Source organism: Leptospira sanjuanensis (assembly GCF_022267375.1).
GTDB classification, from domain to species: Bacteria; Spirochaetota; Leptospiria; order Leptospirales; family Leptospiraceae; genus Leptospira; species Leptospira sanjuanensis.
In genome coordinates, this window is sequence record NZ_JAIZBH010000001.1 from 2719915 (window position 1) to 2740321 (window position 20407).

The 20407-nt window shown below is 46.5% G+C and carries 19 protein-coding genes; 9 read left to right on the forward strand and 10 right to left on the reverse strand.

Annotated features, from left to right (window positions below):
• Positions 1 to 38 precede the first annotated feature (38 nt).
• The gene (locus tag LFX17_RS12230) at positions 39 to 1748 is read right to left on the reverse strand and encodes a GGDEF/EAL-containing response regulator (protein ID WP_238730500.1); all 1710 of its coding nucleotides are present in this window, start codon (positions 1746 to 1748) and stop codon (positions 39 to 41) included.
• Positions 1749 to 2003: 255 nt separating this feature from the next.
• On the opposite strand from LFX17_RS12230, the gene LFX17_RS12235 reads away from it, so the two are divergent.
• The 3 genes from LFX17_RS12235 (at position 2004) to LFX17_RS12245 (ending at position 5813) form a co-directional block, all read left to right on the forward strand.
• Positions 2004 to 3614 (forward strand): peroxidase family protein, encoded by a 1611-nt coding sequence (locus tag LFX17_RS12235; RefSeq protein WP_238730501.1) that lies wholly within the window; start codon positions 2004 to 2006, stop codon positions 3612 to 3614.
• Positions 3615 to 3695: 81 nt separating this feature from the next.
• On the forward strand, positions 3696 to 4658 hold the full coding sequence (locus tag LFX17_RS12240; RefSeq protein WP_238730502.1) for a YjgN family protein: 963 nt from the start codon (positions 3696 to 3698) through the stop codon (positions 4656 to 4658).
• Between the two features lie 3 nt (positions 4659 to 4661).
• A complete protein-coding gene (locus LFX17_RS12245) occupies positions 4662 to 5813 on the forward strand; it encodes a M48 family metallopeptidase (RefSeq protein ID WP_238746907.1) in 1152 nt (383 codons plus the stop codon).
• 2 nt (positions 5814 to 5815) lie between these two features.
• On the opposite strand, the gene LFX17_RS12250 is transcribed toward LFX17_RS12245, so the two are convergent.
• Positions 5816 to 5986: a hypothetical protein gene (locus tag LFX17_RS12250; protein ID WP_238730504.1), complete on the reverse strand. Its 171-nt coding sequence runs from the start codon at positions 5984 to 5986 to the stop codon at positions 5816 to 5818.
• Between the two features lie 129 nt (positions 5987 to 6115).
• On the opposite strand from LFX17_RS12250, the gene hisC reads away from it, so the two are divergent.
• Both hisC and LFX17_RS12260 read left to right on the forward strand, forming a co-directional pair.
• Positions 6116 to 7219, forward strand: a complete 1104-nt coding sequence (hisC, locus tag LFX17_RS12255) for a histidinol-phosphate transaminase (RefSeq protein WP_238730505.1) — start codon at positions 6116 to 6118, stop codon at positions 7217 to 7219.
• Positions 7220 to 7333: 114 nt separating this feature from the next.
• On the forward strand, positions 7334 to 7498 hold the full coding sequence (locus LFX17_RS12260) for a transcriptional regulator (RefSeq protein WP_238746908.1): 165 nt from the start codon (positions 7334 to 7336) through the stop codon (positions 7496 to 7498).
• A gap of 35 nt (positions 7499 to 7533) precedes the next feature.
• On the opposite strand, the gene LFX17_RS12265 is transcribed toward LFX17_RS12260, so the two are convergent.
• The 4 genes from LFX17_RS12265 to mutL form a co-directional block, all read right to left on the reverse strand.
• Entirely contained in the window at positions 7534 to 8805 is a 1272-nt protein-coding gene (locus tag LFX17_RS12265) for a replication-associated recombination protein A (RefSeq protein WP_238746910.1), read from the reverse strand.
• Complete coding sequence (locus LFX17_RS12270; protein WP_238730508.1) at positions 8802 to 9029, reverse strand: hypothetical protein; 228 nt, start codon at positions 9027 to 9029, stop codon at positions 8802 to 8804. Before LFX17_RS12270 ends, LFX17_RS12265 begins: the two co-directional genes overlap by 4 nt.
• Positions 9030 to 9091: 62 nt before the next feature.
• Positions 9092 to 9712 carry a YqaA family protein gene (locus LFX17_RS12275; RefSeq protein WP_238746912.1) on the reverse strand — a complete coding sequence of 207 codons (621 nt, stop codon included), beginning with the start codon at positions 9710 to 9712 and terminating at the stop codon, positions 9092 to 9094.
• Positions 9681 to 11471 (reverse strand): DNA mismatch repair endonuclease MutL, encoded by a 1791-nt coding sequence (gene mutL, locus LFX17_RS12280; RefSeq protein ID WP_238747771.1) that lies wholly within the window; start codon positions 11469 to 11471, stop codon positions 9681 to 9683. The genes LFX17_RS12275 and mutL overlap by 32 nt, the downstream gene beginning before the upstream one ends.
• A gap of 493 nt (positions 11472 to 11964) precedes the next feature.
• On the opposite strand from mutL, the gene len reads away from it, so the two are divergent.
• From len to LFX17_RS12300, 4 genes are all read left to right on the forward strand, one after another.
• A complete protein-coding gene (len, locus tag LFX17_RS12285; RefSeq protein WP_238730510.1) occupies positions 11965 to 12648 on the forward strand; it encodes an endostatin-like outer membrane protein, LenA/LenB family in 684 nt (227 codons plus the stop codon).
• Positions 12649 to 13276: 628 nt separating this feature from the next.
• On the forward strand, positions 13277 to 14227 hold the full coding sequence (locus LFX17_RS12290; protein ID WP_238746913.1) for a sensor domain-containing diguanylate cyclase: 951 nt from the start codon (positions 13277 to 13279) through the stop codon (positions 14225 to 14227).
• A 96-nt stretch (positions 14228 to 14323) separates the two neighbouring features.
• Positions 14324 to 15253: a sensor domain-containing diguanylate cyclase gene (locus tag LFX17_RS12295; protein ID WP_238746914.1), complete on the forward strand. Its 930-nt coding sequence runs from the start codon at positions 14324 to 14326 to the stop codon at positions 15251 to 15253.
• A gap of 235 nt (positions 15254 to 15488) precedes the next feature.
• Complete coding sequence (locus tag LFX17_RS12300; RefSeq protein ID WP_238730513.1) at positions 15489 to 16424, forward strand: sensor domain-containing diguanylate cyclase; 936 nt, start codon at positions 15489 to 15491, stop codon at positions 16422 to 16424.
• Between the two features lie 60 nt (positions 16425 to 16484).
• On the opposite strand, the gene LFX17_RS12305 is transcribed toward LFX17_RS12300, so the two are convergent.
• The 4 genes from LFX17_RS12305 to LFX17_RS12320 all read right to left on the reverse strand — a co-directional run bounded on the left by LFX17_RS12305 (position 16485) and on the right by LFX17_RS12320 (position 20214).
• On the reverse strand, positions 16485 to 17741 hold the full coding sequence (locus tag LFX17_RS12305) for a chloride channel protein (protein WP_238746915.1): 1257 nt from the start codon (positions 17739 to 17741) through the stop codon (positions 16485 to 16487).
• Positions 17742 to 17751: 10 nt separating this feature from the next.
• Positions 17752 to 18786: a phosphoribosylformylglycinamidine cyclo-ligase gene (gene purM / locus LFX17_RS12310; RefSeq protein WP_238746916.1), complete on the reverse strand. Its 1035-nt coding sequence runs from the start codon at positions 18784 to 18786 to the stop codon at positions 17752 to 17754.
• A gap of 123 nt (positions 18787 to 18909) precedes the next feature.
• Positions 18910 to 19506, reverse strand: coding sequence for an adhesin Lsa19 (lsa19, locus tag LFX17_RS12315; protein ID WP_238746917.1), 597 nt, complete (start codon positions 19504 to 19506; stop codon positions 18910 to 18912).
• A 156-nt stretch (positions 19507 to 19662) separates the two neighbouring features.
• Positions 19663 to 20214 (reverse strand): cupin domain-containing protein, encoded by a 552-nt coding sequence (locus tag LFX17_RS12320; protein ID WP_238746918.1) that lies wholly within the window; start codon positions 20212 to 20214, stop codon positions 19663 to 19665.
• Positions 20215 to 20407 lie beyond the last annotated feature (193 nt).

Sequence of the window (20407 nt, forward strand, 5' to 3'; positions counted from 1 at the left end):
AATGGCAAGCGAATTTTGGAAAAAAGTAATCACCGGCCTCAAATCGTAACTTGGGGTATGGGGAGAATCTCCGCAGCCGGTTCCATGATATAATATCCCTGACAATATTCCACACCTAAGGAGCGAACGGTATCGAATTCTCCCCTTCCGGCTACGAATTCGGCAATCACCTTTGCTCCGATCCGGTGCGCCATCTCCGTCATTGCAGAGGCGAGAAGATAGGGAGTTTTACTAAGGTGAATTCCTTGGATGAATTTTCCGTCGATCTTGATATAATCGGGATCGATTTCCATCAGCCTCTCGAAGTTCGATTGATCTACCCCGAAATCGTCGATTGCGATCTTACATCCGCATTCCTTGAGTTCCTTCAAGGTCTCCAGACCTCTTTCCCCTCCTCGAAGACGGTCGGTTTCCAGAATTTCCAGCGTTAGGCGATCCGGTGCGATTTCGTAATGCTGCAAACGGCTGATGACCCAAAGCGCAAATCCCTTTTTTTCCAGATCCGATTCGGAAATGTTCACGGAAAAAGAATATTCCGGATATTTGGCAAAGTAGCGGATCGATTTTTCGATCATGATCGGCGTCAAAAGACGGATGATTCCCGTGGATCTTGCGATCGAAATAAAACTCGCGGGCGAGTATACTCTATCTCCTTCCTGAATTCTCGCGAGACATTCAAATTTCGTAATCTTCTCGAGTTTGTTGTCGTAGATTCCCTGAAAATACGGAATCACATTACCCGCGTTAATCGCGTCGTTCAATTTTCTTCCCAGAACGAGATTGATCTGATACTGATCCCCTTCCTCCATCGCGTTGGAGTAATTCATCAGTTCGAGTTCCCCGTTTTGGGCGGCGTGCATCATCGCGATTCTCGCTTTGTAATAAAGCGAAGACTGATGCGTCGCGACTCCGATCGAAACGTTCACGCGGAACGAAATCCCGTCCGCCTCGATGTATTCCGAACGTAAAAGAATTCGAAACGCTACCAACAAAGAATGGAACTTGCTCTCCTCCACGTTGGAAAGAATGGCAACTTCGTCCTGATAGAGATGAAAGAGACTTCCCGACTTCTCCATAAATGCGGAAAGAGAGGTCAGAAACTGATTCAGAACCTTATGATATACTCCCACTCCGAAATGATGCGTGGTCGAAGTGGAGGATTCGATCCGAATGACAGCAAGAGTGGACTGTAGTCCCTGCGTTTCCCGTTCGTCCAAGGCTCTTCGCAGACTTTCGAGATTGGGCCGCCCCGTTTCCCGATCGAACAAAAGAGTCGTTTCGAGTTTATGGTTCAATGCCAATAAGGACTGATCCGAAAAATAGGACTTCAATGCTTCGCGGATGGTAAGAATGAGATCGTTCGAATCCCAGGGTTTGGATAAATATCTGTATAAGTTCGCGTGATTCAACGCATTCCCGACGGCGTCCGCGGAAGCCTGACCGGTAAGCATGATCTTTCTGATTTCCGGTTTTTTATCGTGAATGCGGATGAGAAGTTCGTCCCCTTTCACTCCCGGCATCACTTGATCGCAGACGATTACGGGGACGTCGATTCCTTTCGAGACGTATTCTTCCAAAATCTCCCAAGCGGATTCCGCGTCTTCCGCGGTTTCGATATCGTATTCTTTTCCGAAGGCGAGCTTGAGTTGTTCTTTCAGTCCTCTCAATATGATGAGTTCGTCGTCGACCAAAAGGATGACAGGTTTCGAGTCCTTGTTTTCTTCCTGAGGATTTTGGGTTCCGTCCATTCAATGATCCTAAAACGGTAATTCGTTTAACATTTTTCTTTACCGCGTTTCCCAACGCTCAATGTGGCTTTATCAAAAGTTCAAGTTGCAAGGCCCGATTAAAATCGAATCCTCAAACACGCGTTAGTGTTTTTGAAAATCGAATCCACAAAGCCGGACCGAGTTCTTATATTGACAACCGAGTCTGCCATTCTACTCTTCCCAATTGGAAGCCAATTATTTTTTATAATTCTTCATTAAATCCGGAAGGTTTTCATGATTCTTGTAAATTTCGAAAACGAAAAAGAAATTAGTTTACCCGAAAATTCATCACCGCAGAGCCTGTTAGAAATCAGTTTGTCTCATGGAATTCCTCATACGCACGCTTGCGGAGGAAACGCCCGTTGTTCCACGTGCCGCGTATTGGTTCTGGAGAATTCTTCCAATCTATCCGAACCTGAACAAAATGAAATGGATTTGTCGCAAAAGAAAGGATTTCCGGAATCCGTTCGTCTTGCTTGTCAAGCCAAAGTATTGGGTGACGTTCGTGTCCGAAGAATCGTCTTAGACGACGAAGACTACAATCTTACGATCCCCGGCTCCGCCGCGATCTCGGGAGAAGAAAAAGAAATCGCCATATTGTTCAGCGATATCCGCGACTTTACGAGTTTCTCCGAATCGCATCTTCCTTACGACGTAATTCATATTCTCAACCGTTACTTTTACAAGATGGGCGACATCGTTTTAAAACACGGAGGCAAGATCGACAAGTATATCGGAGACGGATTGATGGCTTTGTTCGGAGTGGACGGAGGTTCTTCCGAAGAGGTTTGTCTTTCCGCGATCCGAGCCGCCAAGGAAATGGAAATCGAACTCTATTCCTTAAACGAATATCTCAAAACTCACTTCCACACGAACTTTAGGATCGGAGTCGGAGTACATTATGGAAGTTGCATATTAGGACAATTAGGACATCCCGCGAACATGTCGTTCACCGCGATCGGAGATTCCGTCAACATGGCGAGCCGGATCGAATCCAAAACCAAAAAGGCGGGAGTTTCCGTTTTGATTTCGGAATCCGCTTACGCGCAAGTCAGGGATCGAGTTCTCAAAGGAAAAACGTTTTCCACGCAGCTCAAGGGTAAAACCGGGGATTACAAACTCTACGAGGTGAAGGAGATTCTCAAGAAGGCAAGTCTAAACGTTTGGGAAGAAGCTAGAAATTCTTTGAGGAGAATCATTCTCGTTCGCGACGCAGGAAGCTGGTTGAAACTCGTCTATCATCTCGCCTGTCTCTTCGACGAAAAGGAAAACTGGATCGGACTTTCCGCGGCAAACGCTTTCCGACACTTCGCGCATCTTTCCGAAAACGGAGACTTGGTTCAGAACTACTATCAAATCAAAGATCTGCGGGAAACGTTCAACGAAAAGATGCAGACTTCCTTTTCGTTTGCGGACTTTCTCGCGTTGGCCGGAGCGGTCGCGATCGAAAAATCGGGAGGCCCCCGCCTTCACGTCGAACCCGGTAAAACGGATAAACCCGTAAACGAGGTCGTGCAGATTCTCCCTTTGGGAATGCAAACGCAAAGAGATCAACTTCCTTGTCTGAACAAGATGGGACTTAGCGTGCAAGATCTCGTTTTGATTTCGGGAGCGCGCACGATCGGATGGCTCGGAGGAGAATCGTTTACCGCAAATCCGTACAACTTCGACAACAGTTACTTTCACGTCCTGCTCAAGGCCGGATTGGAAGGACCGCTTTTGATTCCGAACGATCGAGAACTTTTGAAAAACGACGAATCACGCGCCTTCGTTTTGGAATACGCCCTGGATCAGAATCGGTTTTTCGAAGATTTTACGAAAACGTATTTCAAACTTACGGCTTGATACGAACCGCGGGGAAATTTTTTTCTTGAACGAAAAGAATCCGCGTTTATGTTGATCGATCTACAAGTTTAGGAGATTGAAATGCAATCCGAATCCGCTACCCGTTTCACGCTCGACGCAAAAGGCGAAGAGCTGTTCCTCATTTATCTGAAGAATATTTTTTTCACGATCATCACAGCCGGGATTTATTTTTTTTGGGCGAAGGTAAACACCCAAAAATTCCTCCACAGGCATATTTCATTCCAAGGACAACGTTTCGATTATCACGGCACCGGAAAAGAAAACTTCATCGGCTTTTTAAAGGGGATCGGAATCATGATCGCAGCCGGAGCGGTCTACGCCGGTCTGTTTTATATCGCTTCGAAACTGGGAGTTTGGGCGTTGGCGATTCTGATCATTCTCCTTTATTCCGTGCTTTTGCTGGCAATTCCCTATATAATCATAGGATCGAGAAAATATTTTCTGAGCCGAACTTCGTTTAACAATATCCGTTTTCGTTTCAGCGGAAAAGTCGTTCCTCTTGTGAAGCTTTTCGTTCCAAACGCGCTTTTGAGCCTGGTTACGCTCGGATTTTACAGCGCTTGGTTTATCAACAAACTCGAAAAATTCTTCATCGAACATTCGCATCTGGGAAACGCCAACTTTTCGTACGACGGGAAAGGCAAGGAGCTGTTCGTTCTTTATGTGAAAGGGTTTTTCTTTACGCTGATCACCGCCGGAATTTATTCCTTCTGGTTTCACGCCAATCTCCACAACTACTATTGGAATCACACGAAGTTTCAAGGAATCTCGTTTCGTTCCGATTTAAAACCCGGGGCCATCTTCGTAAACATGCTCATGTCGATCGTGCTCGTATTCTTCACGTTGGGAATCGGAATTCCCTGGGCGTATCTTCGTTCGATTCGTATGATTATGAATTCGTTGTCTTTGGAGACCGCACCGGATCTTTCCGGAATCAAAAGCGTCAAAGATCCCGACGCGAGCGCATTGGCGGACGGATTGCACGAAGCGGGAGAAGCGATCAGCTCGGTGTTCGGCAACTGACGAATGCCCGATCTTTTCTACGACGGCAAAACCGCCGCTCCGGTCTCCGGGACGCTCGTTCCGCAGGAGACCGGTCTCCTCTTTCTCTCAGAAACGCTTCCCGAAGGAAGAAATACATTCCATTTTTCTTATACACAAATCCGATCGCTTGAAAAACTCGGAAACGAATATAGACTCCAACTCGACGACCGCCAGGAAACGCAAAACGATCTGATTTTCACGTTCGATTCTCCGCAAAAAGCGCAACTGATTCAGGCGCACCGTAGGAAGTCGTTCGCCAACGATTTCAAAGGAATTCTTTCCCGTTTTTTGCTTTTGCCTGCGTTGCCTCAGATCCTCGTTGCCGGAATTCTCGCGGTCGGAATCGGAACTCTGATTATGACGAAGTTGGATCGACTTTATGTAATCGTCCCCGAATCCGCGGACAGATCCCTCGGAGAAATGATCTCGAAACAATTCGAAACGAACTACTCCGAATGCAAAAACGCGGAACTCTCGCAGAGCGTAAAAAAAATCCGCAACACGATCGTATCTCCGAAAAAACGGGATCGGTATTCCATCCGCATTCTCAAAAGCGAAGAGGTAAACGCGTTTGCGTTGCCCGGCGGAACCATCTACATCCTTTCCGGACTTTTGGAAGAATCCGAATCGCCGGAAGAAGTCGCGGCCATCCTCGCGCACGAAATCGCGCACGTGGAAAATCGTCACGGAATTCGGCAGATGATTCGACTGCTCGGAATTTCTCTTGTTGTGAAACTCTCGATCGGAATCGGATTCGACGATATCGGAACGCTCGAAACGATTACGGAGATCGTAAACACTCTCACCATTCTCCGCTACTCGCGCGAGTTCGAAGAGGAAGCGGACGGAGAAGCGTTCGAAACCTTAAAAAAATCCGGCATTGGTCTCGGCGGATTCGTGAACTTCTTTGAAAGGGAAGAAGCGAAGTTGGGAAAGAAATCGCCGCAAAGCGGAAAGAAAAAAGCGGAGGAACAAAAGGAATGGAACGCAGCGAAAATTTTAGATTGGTTTAGTACGCACCCGGACAATCAAAGTCGCATTCAAAAGGCCAAGGATTTTTCCAAAGGAATGAAGGCGAAACAAAGAGGAATCCGAATCGATCGATGGAAAACGATTCGGGAAAATTGTTCGTAAGATTACTTCGCGTCTTCCAAGGGAAAGAGTTCCTGAACCGTATTCCCTAAAGCCCTGTCAAAGTCCTCGAATGACTTGAGAATTTCCTGAATCAGAATTTCTCCGTTCGAAAAATCTTCCAGACGATCCAATATCTCTTCTTCTATCTCGTGATGAAACTGCGTATCTTTCATTTTGTTTCCAGTGTCTTATTTATAAGAATACTGAAGATTAGAGGAAAAAAAGGAGGGAAAGCTACGGAGGCCGAAGATTTTTTCTTAAATCGATTCCCAAATTTTTTCCCGAAAAAACTATTGTGCAAGATGATTCCCTTTCAACCCATTCTAAATTCGCTTAAAAGCTACGAAGCCGGTAAACCGATCGAACTCGTCGTACGGGAATTCGGGATCGATCCGCACCAAGTCATCAAACTCGGTTCCAACGAAAACCCGTTCGGCTGCGCACAACCAGTCGTCGAAGCCGTTCAAAAGGCCGCTTCCACGATGTCGTATTATCCGGACGATTCTTACCTGGATCTGAAAACCGCGTTAGGCGAAAGATTCGGCGTGACCCCCGATCGGATCATTCCCGGCAACGGAAGCGATCAGGTTTTGGATTTCGCTTGCCGTTGCGTCCTCGGACCGGGAGATCCGATTCTCATCAATCGAATCACGTTCGCGATGTATAAGATCTACGCGCTTCAATGCGGCGCTAAAGTTCATTCCACGGAAACCGTTCCGCACGATCTAAACGCGTTTCTGGATCTCACGAAGTCCGTGAAACCGAAAATCGTCTTTTTATGCACTCCTTCCAATCCGGTCGGCGACGCGCTCGACAAATCGGACGTTTACGAATTTTTAAGAAGGATTCCCGAGGACACGTTAGTCGTCATTGATGCCGCATATATGGAATTCGGAAACAAAAAGGATCCGAACAAGTTCATTCCAGCAAAAGAAGTCACCGATCTTTTTCCGAACGTATTTTATACGGGGACATTTTCCAAGGTTTACGGACTCGGAGGAATGCGGATCGGATACGGAATCGGAAACAAGGAATTGATCTCCAATCTGTATAAGATGCGTCCTCCGTTCAGCGTCGCCAATCTCTCCGCGCTCGCGGCCACGACCGCCCTGCAAAACGAATCGCACGTGGAATCCTATCTCGAAAACAATCTAAACGAGATGAAACGATACGAAGAGTTCGCAAAAGAACAGCGGATCGAATTTATGAATTCGTACGCGAACTTCATTACGCTTTTTGCAAGAAAGAACGGGAGATCTTCCACGGAAATCGCGCAATCCCTACTGCGTCAGGGAATCATTCTCCGCGATTTGAAAAGTTACGAATTGGGCGCGCTTCGAATCACGATCGGAAGACCGGACCAAAACGATCGGGTTCTCGACGCTTTGCGCAAAGAATTCGGATAAATTGCGGTTTTGTAATCAAATCGCAATTCTTCCTTTAAAAAAAGATTTTAGATTTTGATCGAAACGCACGAAACGTTTATTAAACCTCGCCGGTCTTACGGCCAAGGAGGAAAGATGTTCCAATCCGAATTCAAACAAAAAAAGACGAAAGAAACGATTCAGTCGATTCAACAGCGAAATTCCGAATCCAACCGGATTCAAACGGAAACGGGAAAAGGTTTTAAACTGGAAGCCGACACGAAACAAGTCAAGGCTCGTCCGGAACTTTACGACAAATAATCAATTCGCCGCGCTCTTCGAACGATCGAAGTCATTCAATCCCCTTTTTTCCAAGAAGTTTTTTCCCAGACCTTTTCCAGATATTCCTTCAACTTCAACTCGGCTCCGTTTCCCGTCGGAAAGTAAAAACGGGGCGGGTGATCTGCATATTCGTCCGGGAAATAATTTTGTTCCTTAAACCCTCCGAAATCGTGCGGATAAATATAACCTTGGGAGGCTCCTTCCTTTTTATGAAGAAAGGTGGGCGCGTTTCGAAGACGATTCGGAATTTTAATCCCGGTTCCTTTTTCTCGAACGAAAGAAAGCGCCGCTCCCAATCCCTTGTAGCTCGCATTCGATTTGGGGCAGGAGGCTAAGAAGGTCGTGACGTGCGCGAGAATCAATCTTCCTTCCGGCATTCCGATCGCCTCTAACGCGTGTAAGCCGGAAACCGCGAGGGGCAAACCGTTTACGGAAGCGTTTCCCACGTCCTCACTCGCGAGAATGATCAATCTTCGCATAATAAAAAGAGGATCTTCCCCTCCTTCCAAAAGAACGGCGAGATAATACAAGGCCGCGTCGGGATCGCTTCCCCGCACCGATTTGATAAACGCGGAAATCACGTCGTAGTGCGATTCTCCGCTTTTGTCGTATTCGATCACGCGGCTTTCTAGATATTCCTCCACGTCCGATTTGGAAATCGTATGACCTTCCGGAAAACTGAAGCTGAGTCCTTCGAGGTTCGAAAGAAGTTTCCTTCCGTCCCCGCCCGAAAAACGGATCAGCGTTTCCTTCGCTTGGTCGTTTAGATTTATCGAATATGCAAGATTTTGAATGCCTCTTTCCAAAAGGGAGGATTGTTCCTCCAGGCTCAAAGGTTCGATTTTCAGGATTTGACAACGGGATAAAAGAGGTCTTGTGATTCGGAAGGCCGGGTTTTCGGTCGTGGCGCCGATCAGTACGAGATGGCCCGTTTCCACTCCTTTCAAAAGACTGTCCTGCTGCGAAGCGCTGAAGCGGTGGATCTCGTCCAAAAACAAAAGGATGGTTCCTTCCCGTTCCGCTCGTTCCAAAAGTTTTTTGATTTCGGCGACACCGGTGGAAACGGCGTTGTATTCGACATACGGAAGATTCCATTTGCGGCAAAGAATTCCGGCTAACGTGGATTTTCCGGTTCCCGGCGGACCGTAAAGAATGATGGAAACGGGAGATCGATAGTTGACGAGTTGTTTGGTGGCCCTCGCCTGACCGATGACCTCTTCGAAACTGGAAGGACGGATTTTATGCGCAAGAGGGGGAATCGGCTTCTTTGTAAAAAGATCGCTCAAGAAACTTCCAACTCGTTTTTGATTTTTCGAAGACAGGTTCGGATCGTCGCGTTGCAGACGTCGCAGGCGCTGTGACAACAAACCAAGGATTGTTCCCGGATATTTCCCTGCAGAACGTTTTCGATCAGGGCTTGGATCCGAATCGGAAGATCGAACAGATCCAGATTCTCTCGGATGACTTCTTCTCTCGTTTTCGGAAATAGATTGGGTTGATTCGTTTCCAAGAGTTTAACCTTGAACCAAAAATTCTTTCATTCGATTGGACTGCGTTTGCAAGCCGAACGGCTCACATTCCGCCTCCGACCCAACCGAATTGAATCAGATAATAGAATACTATAAAACGCGGAATTCGAAAAAGACAACCCTGAAAAAACAAAACGTATCTCATTTTCATCGCGCCCGCCGCCAAAGAAACCCAGGAATACGGAAGCGGAGTCAATGCGGCCAAGACCACGGCCCAAAAACCGTATCGATGCAGATAGTGTTCTAGCTTTTGTTCGTGTTTTTTGACGAAGCTCGCGATTCCTTCTATCTTAGGCAGAAGAATTCTCCCGGTAAGATACGAAATCGTTCCTCCGATGAGACTTCCGATCGAAGCGGATGCGATGACTAAAATCGAATTCAACTTTCCCGCGACGGCGATCATCAAGAACACGTCGGGCGGAATAAAGACGTGTAAAGAATCCGCGAGCATGATTCCGATTCCCACTCCGAAAACCCCGGTGATCTCGATGAACTTTTGGGAAACCGCGAGCACGGGTTCTGGAAAAACACGCGCCAAAAACACGACTCCCAATACGAGAATCACGATTCCGACTAACGTTTGACGGAATAATTTACGTACGACTCGATCCGGTTCTTTTCCCGGAACTTCTTCATTTTCTGTGGAACATTCTTTCGAGGTCATCTCTGCTCAACTTTACTAAGGTGGGTCTTCCGTGCGGACAACGGGAAGGATTTTCGCAATAACTCAGTCTGTTTAAAATTTCGGCGAGGATCGGATCGGAAAGTTGATCCCCTTTTTTGATCGCGGAACGACAGGCAACACACTTCGCCATTAGATCGTATAACTCGGGTTCGGTGGATTCCTTTCCTTCGGTTCGGTTTAAAAAATCGAGAATGATTTCCTTTTCCTCTCCCGGTTCCATATAAGCCGGAATTTCCCGAAGAACCACGCTGTCCTCCCCGAGCGGATCGAGGTGAATTCCGACTTCTTCGTATTCCTTACGTCGGTTTAAAATTTCTTCCTGTTCCTGTTTGGAAACGTCGATTCGAATCGGCGTCAAAAGCGGCTGGATTCCGTAATTCTTCTTTTCTAGTTTTCGAAGAACTTCTTCGTATCGGATTCGTTCGTGCGCCGTATGTTGATCGATGATGTAAAAACCGTCTTCCGCTTCCGCGAGGATAAACGTTTCGAATAGAACTCCGAAGTGTTTTTTCGGAACAAAGGAAGAATGTTTCACCCGTTCGTCGGTAAGCGCCGAAAGAGAAGCTCCCGGTCCCATTCTTTCCAGATCGAAACCTTCCTGTCTGGGAATTTCGCTGAACAACTCTCGACTGAGCAGCGGACTCTCCTGCGCTCGGGAAGAAGAATGCGCCTGATACAAAGAACTCGTTTTAAACGCATCGGGTGTCGGTCTTAAAAGACGTTTTTTCAATTCTAAAAAACTGACCGGAGTGCTAGATCGCAATTCCTTTTGAATGAGAGTGAGAAAAAATCCGTTGAAACCTTCCTCGTCCAAAAAGCGGATTTCTTTTTTGGCCGGATGGACGTTAACGTCGACTCGGGAAGGATCGATATCGAAAAATAAAAAACAATACGGATGTCCGTTCGGAGGAAGCAGTTCGTCATACGCTTTTTTTAAAAGAACGGAGCTGTACTTGATTTCGATCGGTCTTCCGTTGATGAAGATGAATTGTCCGGTCCGATTCGATTTATAAAAATCGGGATCGCTGATATAACCGTAGGCTTTGATTCCGCCCCGTTCCAAACTCACTTCCAAAAGATGATCCCGGAAATTCTCCCCGAACAGATCGATGATCCGATCCTTTTTATTTTCTCTGGAAGGAAGAACGAACACTTCCTTTCCGTCTTGAAAAAGACGAAAGCGAACGTCTTCTCTCGCAAGCGCTTGCGTCGTTACGCGGTCGCGGATCTTTTTATCTTCGGAGCGGATCGACTTTAGGAATTTTCTGCGGACGGGAGTGTTAAAGAAAAGTTCTTCCACGAGAATTTTCGTTCCCGTAAATCCGGGAATTTCTTCTCGATCGGAAATCGTTCCTCCGGTCGAACGGATCTTCCAAGCGGTTTTCTGATCCTTGGTCCCGCTTTCCAACGTTAGGCGGGACACCGACGCGATGGAAGCGAGCGCTTCGCCGCGGAATCCGTAACTCAAAACGGATTCAAGATCCTTATAATCTCGGATCTTACTCGTGGCATGTCGTTTTAACGCAGGTTCCAAATCTTCGGGAGCGATTCCCGAACCGTTATCGGTGATCCGCAACAAGGAGAGACCGCCGTCCTTGGATTCGATGTCCACTTGAGTCGCACCCGCGTCCATGGAATTTTCCATCAGCTCTTTCACGACGGAATGCGCGGATTCGATGACCTCGCCGGCGGCGATTTGATTGATGAGTTCCGGACTGAGTTCTTGGATTTTCCCCATGGATGGTTCCAATGTCGGAACTCCGACCAAGACTGTCAATCGGGGAAATGGTCGAAAACCGGCGGAGTAGCGAATCTTTCCAAACTTCCTCCGAATCGGGAATCTTCGTAAACGGTAGAAGCTTACAATCGGAACGATTCTTTTTTTCAACGTTTTTATCCTGAATCCGCAAACCGTTTCCGGATTTCCCAAAAGAATGACAACGCGCTTGAACCTACGAACAAATGTCTGTCATATTATAAACGGAATATTAAATTTTACGAATACTCCATTCAAACGAAAAACAAACCGAAAACGTTTCACTACAATCCGCGGATGTTTCATTCACATGGAAGCCTGTTTCATAAAATTATTTCCAAATGCTGAAAATTATTAAGCGAAGTCCGGTTTCTAGATTCGGATTCGTTTGCGGCTCTGTTTCGTTCCCGTGAAAAATAAAAAGATTAGAGTAAGATAGGCCGAAGACGAACCGACTACAAACAAAGGACATACAATGTTTAAAAAGATTTTTCTTACTCTGCTGACGGGAACGATCGCAGCGACTCTTTGCTCCTGCGAAGACAAAAAGAAAGACGACACAAGTCTTCTTTTTCTTCTTCTCGGATCCGCAAGCGGCGCGATAGGAACGGCGCCCTCCTGCAAAGACGCTTCGTTTTGCAGGACGTTTATTGCGACAAACAACGGCGCCGGTTACAACGGAAACTTAGGCGGAATCGCGGGAGCCGACGCAAAATGTATGGCCGCAAGACCAAGCGGTTTAAACGGAACGTATAAAGCGTTGCTCGTTTCTTTTAACGTCCGCGAAGTCGTTTTTGCCGGAGACGGAAGTCCGGGTCTGATCGATTGGGTCTTGTATCCGAATAAACAATATCGAAGAAGCGACGGAACCACCGTTACGTTTACGACCAACGCAAACTCGACCGTCACCGCAAACCTTGCAAACGGAATCGATGCGGGAGCGCAGAAGTTCTTTTGGAACGGTTTCAACGGAGGTCCGGGAACCTTTCCTTGGGAAGTTGCATCCGATTGCAACGCGTGGGCTTCCAACGACGGAAACAATGCAGGGCAAGCCGGAAACACGACTTCGACCAATCCGAACGATGTTCCCGGAGGAGCGTTTACGGTAGATACGTGGAACTGTAACGCAAACTTAAATCTTCTCTGCGTCGAACAGTAAGTAAAATGGAGAATGGCGAGCCTAGGCCGCCATTTTCCACTCCGAATCAACCCGTTTCTAAGAGCGAGTCTAAAGACCTTAGATGTGGGAACTCTTACAAAAAGAAATAGAAGCGAATCTATGAAATTCTGTGCCAGAAACGCAATGTGTGGGAACTCTCACAAATGTTAGGAACTTGACAGCCGTTTCTTTTAGAGTTATGAGTCGCGCTCTAAATCCAACCAGTTCCTAGCATCCTAAATCTTCAGAATGTGAGATCAAAGCGGAAACCGACTTCGTTCCTTTCTTGTTTACTTGGAATCGCATTCGTTAAAAATAAATCATCCTATAAATTAACAGTCATATTTAAAATTTAGATTATTCAAAATAAAAATCAAAAGCATTTTTGTCAAAACCTCCGTATCCAGAATCGCCTAACAAAGAAATTCGACGCAAAGACCGCGACTTTAAAAAAAAGGAGCCGGTTTCGAACGCTTCTAAATGGAAGCAAAAAAAAGGGTGAAAAACACATAGTAATTTATGAAAAAAGCCGCGCTCGAAACGTTGTAAAAGTGAGAGCACAAAAAGGATTACATTTTTTGAATATGTTTCCGATAATAAATGGGATGCGATTCAAGGAAGGCCAAGGATGAATTTCGAAAAAGAATACGATCTGGAAAAACTTGTAAACAATTGTCTGGATTTGCTGTCGATTCAGCGTTTGGACGGCACCGTTTTGCAAGTAAATCCTTCGTTCGAGCGCGTTCTCGGATGGACGGAAGAGGAACTCGTCGGCAGACAACCGTTTCATCTTCTTCACCCGGACGACGAAGAAGCTACCTTTCAGGAATTCGAAAAATTAAATCAGGGACTTCCCACTCTTTCTTTTCAAAACCGATTCCGTTGCAGGGATGGAAACTATAAATTCTTCGCCTGGACCGCATTTCCCGATCTAAAGGCGGGTTTAATCTATGTGACGGGACGGGATATTTCCGAACTCGTCGAAACAAATCAAAAGGTCAATCAACTCGCTGCGGATCTCAAGGAAGCGAACGACCAATTGTTCGAACAGGCTTCCAGCGACCCATTGACAAAACTTAAAAATAGAAGAGCGTTCAACGAGGAAATGAACTGCATCGTTCATCAATCTCTCACCAAAGGACATTCCCTTTCGCTTCTGATGATCGATGTGGATTACTTTAAGGACTACAACGATCAATTCGGGCATCTCGCGGGAGATCAGGTTTTGATCGACCTTTCTTCACTGTTGACCCAAACGCTCCGCCAACACGACGTGATCGCAAGATACGGAGGGGAGGAATTCATCGTCGCCATGCCCGATACTTCCGAAACGGCCGCGAGCCAAATCGCGGAACGGCTTCTTCAAATCATCCGTGAATTCCCCTGGAAAAAAAGATCCGTAACGATCAGCATCGGAGTTTCCACCCTCTCCGGAAATCAAAAATCCCGGATCGAAAACAACGTTCATCTTATGAATCTGATAGAATCCGCCGACCGGGCCTTGTATCATTCTAAGATGTGCGGAAGAGATCGGACGACTCACAGTTCTCGAATCGCATCCGAAAGCCAATCCTTGTAATCGAAAAGATCCAGTTCTTCCTCCATCGAAAAGAACCGGCTTCCATACAAAGGATTTCGCTTAACAATTTGGAAAAATCTTTTCAGGAAGGTGCGTATGGGTTATAAAAAGGAATACAATCTAGAAAAATTCTACCAGTATTCCCTGGATTTATTTTCGATCCAAAGACTGGACGGAACGGTCATCTCGGTGAATCCTTCGTTCCACAGAATCCTAGGATGGACCGAAGAGGAACTTCTCGGAAAAACTCCCTTTCATCTGCTGCATCCGGACGATCAGGACATGATTAAAATGGAATTCGAAAAATTGGACGGAGGCATTCCTAGAACTTCCATCCAAAATCGGGTTCGCTGCACCGATGGGAGTTATAAACATTTTGCATGGACCGGATATCCGGATCTAGAAGCGGGATTGGTCTATGTTACCGGAAGAGACATCACCGAAACGATCGAGTCGAATCAAAAGATCAGTCAACTCGCATCGGAACTGAAGGAAGCCAATGATCGATTGTTTGAGCAGGCCACGACCGATCCTTTGACAAAATTGAAAAATCGAAGAGCCTTTACGGAAGAACTTCAATATCTGATGCATCACGCTCAAAATCACAAAAGTCATCTTTCTTTGCTCATGATCGACGTGGACCATTTCAAAGAATACAACGACAAATTCGGTCATCCGGCGGGCGATGCGATATTAGTAAATCTCGCCAAGTTACTCACCGAAACTCTTCCAAAAAACGCAACGCTGGCCCGATACGGAGGAGAAGAATTCATCGTAGCTCTACCCGACACGTCGCGAACGCGCGCGATCGAAGTGGCCGAAAAATTGACCTCCACAATCAGAAAATTCGATTGGGAAAATAGGAGTATAACGATCAGCATCGGCGCTGCAACAACCGGACCGATGTTAAACGAAGTCAACCATGCGTTCGACGCGAAAGAACTTTTAGAAAATGCAGACAAAGCCCTTTACGTCTCGAAAGCAACCGGAAGAAATCGGGCGACTCATAGCCACTCGGAAGCATAAAGACAGTGCATCAAAGGATAAATTTTTCAAAATTCAGCCCAAGAGGAACAAGAATCCCCGATCAGCATTATTCGTTTTTATAAAAACGAATGGATATTGAATAATATTCTATAAATCGAATGTATTCTTTGATCTCCGAATAAACTCGATTCCGTTTTTTTCTTTAATATTCTTATTTCTGCCAGTAAAATACCGATCATTAAACGAATTGGGTTTCGAGAAAAAAGATAACGATATGTATAACGGAATCAAATACGACATCGAAAAGTTTTTCGATTATTCTCTCGATATGCTTTGCATCGCTAAAATCGACGGATACATTTTCAAGATCAATCCTTCCTTTCAAAAAGCGTTCGGTTGGGCGACCGAGGAATTGCTGGCGTTTAATTCTTATTCTTACCTGCATCCGGAGGACGTGGAACCGACTTACAAGGTAATCGAGGAACTCATACAAGGAATTCCGATTTTATCGTTTCAAAACCGATATCGTTGCTCCGACGGAAACTATAAGAATTTTTCCTGGACCGCGTTCCCGGATCGATCCGCCGGTTTGATTTATGCGATCGGAAGAGACATCACCGAAATCGTGGAGTCGAATCGAAAGCTCAATCAGCTCGCGGCCGAATTGAAGAACGCAAACGATCGATTGTTCGAACAAGCCTCCACCGACCCCCTTACGAAATTAAAAAACAGAAGAACCTTCAACGAAGAGTTGCAATTCTTAATCGAAGCCGCTCGTAGAAAGAAGGGATTTCTTTCCTTAATCATGATCGACGTCGATCATTTCAAAGAATACAACGACCGCTTCGGTCATCCAGCGGGAGATAGGGTTCTCGTAGGATTGGCCCGTGTTCTTACCGAAACGCTGCGGGTAAGCGACCTTTTAGCCCGATTCGGGGGAGAAGAATTCGTAATCGCCTTGCCCGATATGCCCGAACCAAAGGCGATCGAAGTGGCGGAACGATTGGTGACGATGGTTCGAAAACAATCCTGGGAAAACACTCCGATCACGATCAGCGCGGGGATCTCGACCCTCGATTTCGGAAAACAGACGGATCAATCCCCGTACGCCGATTGTGCGTCGGAAATCATCGAAGAAGCGGATCAGGCCTTATATCGCTCGAAAGCGAACGGAAGAAATTGTCACACGCATAGTTCCAAAACATTCTAAATTTTAAATATTCAAAAATCCGAATCAGTCCAATCTCTAAATTGAAACGCGATCGAAATCCTAACCTTCTTTCCCTTGCGTTTTGATGAACGGCTCTTTCGGAGATAGAAAATATCCGCTTAAACTCGCGATCAAAACCGGAGTAAAACTGTAAAGTCCGGTCAGTTCGGACAACAAAATCGTGGTCGAAATCGGCGTTTTGGTTACGGAAGAATTTACGGCCGCCATCAGACAGATCATTAGAAAGGATTCGTTTTCGCTCGGAAGAATTCCGAACAAAAGTTTTCCGGCGCAGGCTCCGAGAAAAAACAGAGGAATGATGATTCCCCCTCTCCATCCGGTGGAAACGGTAGTCGTAATCGCGAACGTCTTCCAGAAAATCAGCGCGACCAAAAAGAGGAGAGTGAATTTTCCTTCCACAATCTGATTGAGCTGATCGTGGCCGAAAAATCGGGTCAACGGAATCTGCCAAGCGATCAAACCCAATACGAGACCGCCCAACAAGGTTTTCCAATAGATCGGTCCGGGAATTTTAGAATACGCCCAACGGTTTGCGACGAACAATCCGTGAAACATCCAGCCCAAGGCCGCGCCGATCCCCCCCAGCAAAAGTGCATATAAGAAATCTTGAATGTCTCCGGGAACGTATTGCGGAAACTGCCAGGTAGGCTGCAAACCTGCGTGCGTCATCCAAAGAAATACGAAAAACGCCGAGGTGCTGGATAAGAACGCGGGAAGAAGAGCCTTATAGTATTCGACTACGTGTCTGTGTTGCAGAATCTCAAGCGCAAATAACGCGCCCCCGAGAGGGGAACCGAAAAGGGAGGTAAAACCGGCGGCCATTCCGGCTATCGTCATGGATCTGTATTCTTCTCCCGTGAGTCTAAGTTTTTCCGCGAACCAATTTCCGAATGAACCGGTGATTTGTACGAGAGGCGCCTCCGGTCCCGCGCTTCCCCCCGCCGAGATGCTCAACAAAGAGGAAAGAGCCATGGAAGGATTTTGACTCGCTTCGAGTTTTCCGCCGCGAAACCGTATATTATCGATTACTAATGAGATTTCTCCGGGTTCTCCCAAAAGATGAATGATGAGTCCGACGAGCAAACCGCAGACGGCCATAAACGGAACCGTATAAACGCCGGAAACCGCGGACGCGAAACGGATGAGATATTCCAAGAGCATCCAAAACGCGGCTGAAAAAAGTCCGCCCGCAACTCCGAGGATCAGATAAAAAAACGTGAGCCTCGAAAGCATAAAGGGATTCTTTTTGGAAAGAACCAAAACCCTGGATCGAAGAAGTTCCGCGATCGTGATCATAGATGTGCTGTTAGACGAAGAATACTTCTTCTTTCTTACCGGAGACGATCTCACCGATCAGATGAACGGATTCTCCCGTGGATTCCAAAAACTCCTTGGCTGAGTTTACGTTTTCCTCGGAAACGACGAGCATATAACCGATTCCCATGTTGAAGGTAGCGAACAATTCGAGTTCGTCGAGTTTGTGGTCCTTTTTGATTTTTTCGAAAAAATATCCGGAAGGAATCCTGTCCTTGAAAAACTTCGCCTGCGATCCGGCAGGAAGAACTCTCGGAACATTCTCCTGATAACCTCCGCCCGTGATGTGCACCATTCCCTTTACGGGAACTTTTTGCAGAAGTTTTAATATACTGGAAACGTAGATGCGCGTCGGTTTGAGCGCGTAATCTTTGAGAAACTTGACCTGTTCCGGATCGGAAGGAAGATGTTTTCCATCCTTTAAGAGAAGTTTTCGAATGAGCGAAAAACCGTTGCTGTGAGGACCGCTGGATTCGAGTCCTAAGATTTTATCTCCGGGACGAATCAAAGAACCGTCGATCATCTGATCCTTTTCCACCGCGCCGACCACAAAACCCGCGAGATCGAATTCGTCCTCTTTCATCGTACCGGGATGTTCCGCGGTTTCTCCTCCGAGCAAGGAAGCGTTGGACAACTTACATCCGTGAACGATACCCGCGACGATCTTTTCCATTTTTTCGGGATCGAGTTTTCCGCAGGCGATATAATCCAAAAAGAAAAGAGGTTCTCCCCCGCAGACAAGAATGTCGTTTACGCACATCGCGACGAGATCGATTCCCACCGTGTCGAACGTATTCAAAAGACGGGCGAGTTCGATTTTTGTTCCGACACCGTCGGTTCCGGAAAGTAGAATGGGTTGATTGTATTTTTTAAGAACGCTGACGTCGTAGGCTCCTGCAAAACCGCCGAGGCCGCCGAGAACTCTCGGACCGTGTGTGGATTCCACGTTTTGTTTGATCTTTCGGACGAACTCTTGTCCTTTTTCAGTGTCCACACCCGCACTTTTGTATGTGATCTTTTCTTCCATTCCCAAAGTCCCGACTCTTTTTTAGGAATAGCTTGAGAAATAGGAGATCCCTGCACACAAAAAAAAACCGGACTCTTAAGGGAAATCCGGCACTTAAGGACGAAGATTCGGGAATTCAGGAAATCATTTCATTTGGTCGATCTGCTCCATTGCGGTTAATTCTTCTTTTGCGGCCGTTCTTGCTTTCAGATTCGTATCGCCCGGTTTTAAATCCACGGCTTGTCCGGCTTCGATCAAAACTTTTGCGTTGTCGGATTTACGGGTGATCTCGACGGCTCCTTCACGAACCGCAAAGGTTCCGGATTCGTCTTTGCCGTTCACTCTTCCCCAAAATTGAGTTCCGCGAACTGCGGCCACAACGGTAGGAGTGTCGACGAGCAGGCTCTGGCCTTTCGCGAGTTTGCCGGCCTTAATCAAAACGTTTCCTTCGCTCACTTGAAAGGAAGCGCTATCCGCGTTGAGTGCCGCCAAGGTCGCCGTGCTTCCCCCCAAAAGACGGAAACTTCCCAGTTTGGAAGTAAGATCCAAAACCGCATCGGCATCGGTTTTCACGGATTGTTTTTCGGTCACGTTTGCGAGCGGAGAAAGTTCCTTTCCTGTTTCGACGACGGAAGCCTTTCCTTTGAGAAAGGTAACGACTGCGTCGGAACTTTCGGCCGCTTGGCGTTTACAAACCGTGCAAAGAGAAAGAACAGCGATCGCTGTTAGTAAACGGATCATAGTTACTCCGAGATGAATCCTCTATGGAGGAGTTTTCGTATTATACTCTAGTTCGAAAAAAACGGATCGAATTTTTAGAGGAAAGTTAGGAAATTTATTTCAAAAAAAGAAAAACGGTTTTTGGAAATTTATTTCCAAAGAAAGCGCTTTTAAAAATTAGGAAAAAAATTTCCCGGATGCGGAGAAGTCGGATTCTCCCGTTACGATCAAAAATTCCGCGCCTGACGCGGTGGTGAATTTTTTGTGTTTGGATCCCGCGTTCGCCCTGTGGAAATCTCCGGCTTGCATCGTAGCTCCCGCGATGTTTAAGTCGCCTTTTATCAAAAGACAATCCTCGGCGCTACTATGAGAATGCGCTGGAAAAACCGCGTTCGGTTCCATCCGTATCATGAGCGTTACGGTTTGTCGCTTTGTATCGTGGTTGAGAATTTTGTATTCCACTCCCTCGAACGGACTCTTTTTCCAGAGAGAGATTTCGCCGTCTCGGACAAAGAGGAAGTCTTCGGCCGGAGTTCCGTCCACAAGGAAGGAGGATATAATCGTATCTCTTACGGAAGATTCGGGTAGGATCTCGTTTAAAGAAGAAAGCGCTTGTAAATGAAAAATTTCTTCGAGTTCCGCATTCGCGGGAAAGGGATCAAAGACCTCGTTCGGAAAAACGAAATCCTCCCAGCGTTCTCTCGGTTCCGGATTGGAGTGCGAAGTCATATTTCTATCACCCTACTTTTCTATACGTTCTACAAGGGAATTCGGATTCTTTTTTTTCGCAAATTTGTAGAGTTCCGACAAGATTCATGAATTCTGCTGGAATACAGGAGGTTTTTCTGATAGAGGAAAATTTGCGGAACTACTCCCGCCACCTCACCCCACCACCCAAAATCTGGGCGGGGCGCGCTCTGTG

Coding starts and splice junctions, on each gene's coding strand:
- LFX17_RS12230 (WP_238730500.1), bottom strand. CDS start 1,748: ATGGACGGAACCCAAAATCCTCAGGAAGAAAACAAGGACTCGAAACCT.
- LFX17_RS12235 (WP_238730501.1), top strand. CDS start 2,004: ATGATTCTTGTAAATTTCGAAAACGAAAAAGAAATTAGTTTACCCGAA.
- LFX17_RS12240 (WP_238730502.1), top strand. CDS start 3,696: ATGCAATCCGAATCCGCTACCCGTTTCACGCTCGACGCAAAAGGCGAA.
- LFX17_RS12245 (WP_238746907.1), top strand. CDS start 4,662: ATGCCCGATCTTTTCTACGACGGCAAAACCGCCGCTCCGGTCTCCGGG.
- LFX17_RS12250 (WP_238730504.1), bottom strand. CDS start 5,986: ATGAAAGATACGCAGTTTCATCACGAGATAGAAGAAGAGATATTGGAT.
- hisC (WP_238730505.1), top strand. CDS start 6,116: ATGATTCCCTTTCAACCCATTCTAAATTCGCTTAAAAGCTACGAAGCC.
- LFX17_RS12260 (WP_238746908.1), top strand. CDS start 7,334: ATGTTCCAATCCGAATTCAAACAAAAAAAGACGAAAGAAACGATTCAG.
- LFX17_RS12275 (WP_238746912.1), bottom strand. CDS start 9,712: ATGACCTCGAAAGAATGTTCCACAGAAAATGAAGAAGTTCCGGGAAAA.
- mutL (WP_238747771.1), bottom strand. CDS start 11,471: ATGGGGAAAATCCAAGAACTCAGTCCGGAACTCATCAATCAAATCGCC.
- len (WP_238730510.1), top strand. CDS start 11,965: ATGTTTAAAAAGATTTTTCTTACTCTGCTGACGGGAACGATCGCAGCG.
- LFX17_RS12290 (WP_238746913.1), top strand. CDS start 13,277: ATGAATTTCGAAAAAGAATACGATCTGGAAAAACTTGTAAACAATTGT.
- LFX17_RS12295 (WP_238746914.1), top strand. CDS start 14,324: ATGGGTTATAAAAAGGAATACAATCTAGAAAAATTCTACCAGTATTCC.
- LFX17_RS12300 (WP_238730513.1), top strand. CDS start 15,489: ATGTATAACGGAATCAAATACGACATCGAAAAGTTTTTCGATTATTCT.
- LFX17_RS12305 (WP_238746915.1), bottom strand. CDS start 17,741: ATGATCACGATCGCGGAACTTCTTCGATCCAGGGTTTTGGTTCTTTCC.
- purM (WP_238746916.1), bottom strand. CDS start 18,786: ATGGAAGAAAAGATCACATACAAAAGTGCGGGTGTGGACACTGAAAAA.
- lsa19 (WP_238746917.1), bottom strand. CDS start 19,506: ATGATCCGTTTACTAACAGCGATCGCTGTTCTTTCTCTTTGCACGGTT.
- LFX17_RS12320 (WP_238746918.1), bottom strand. CDS start 20,214: ATGACTTCGCACTCCAATCCGGAACCGAGAGAACGCTGGGAGGATTTC.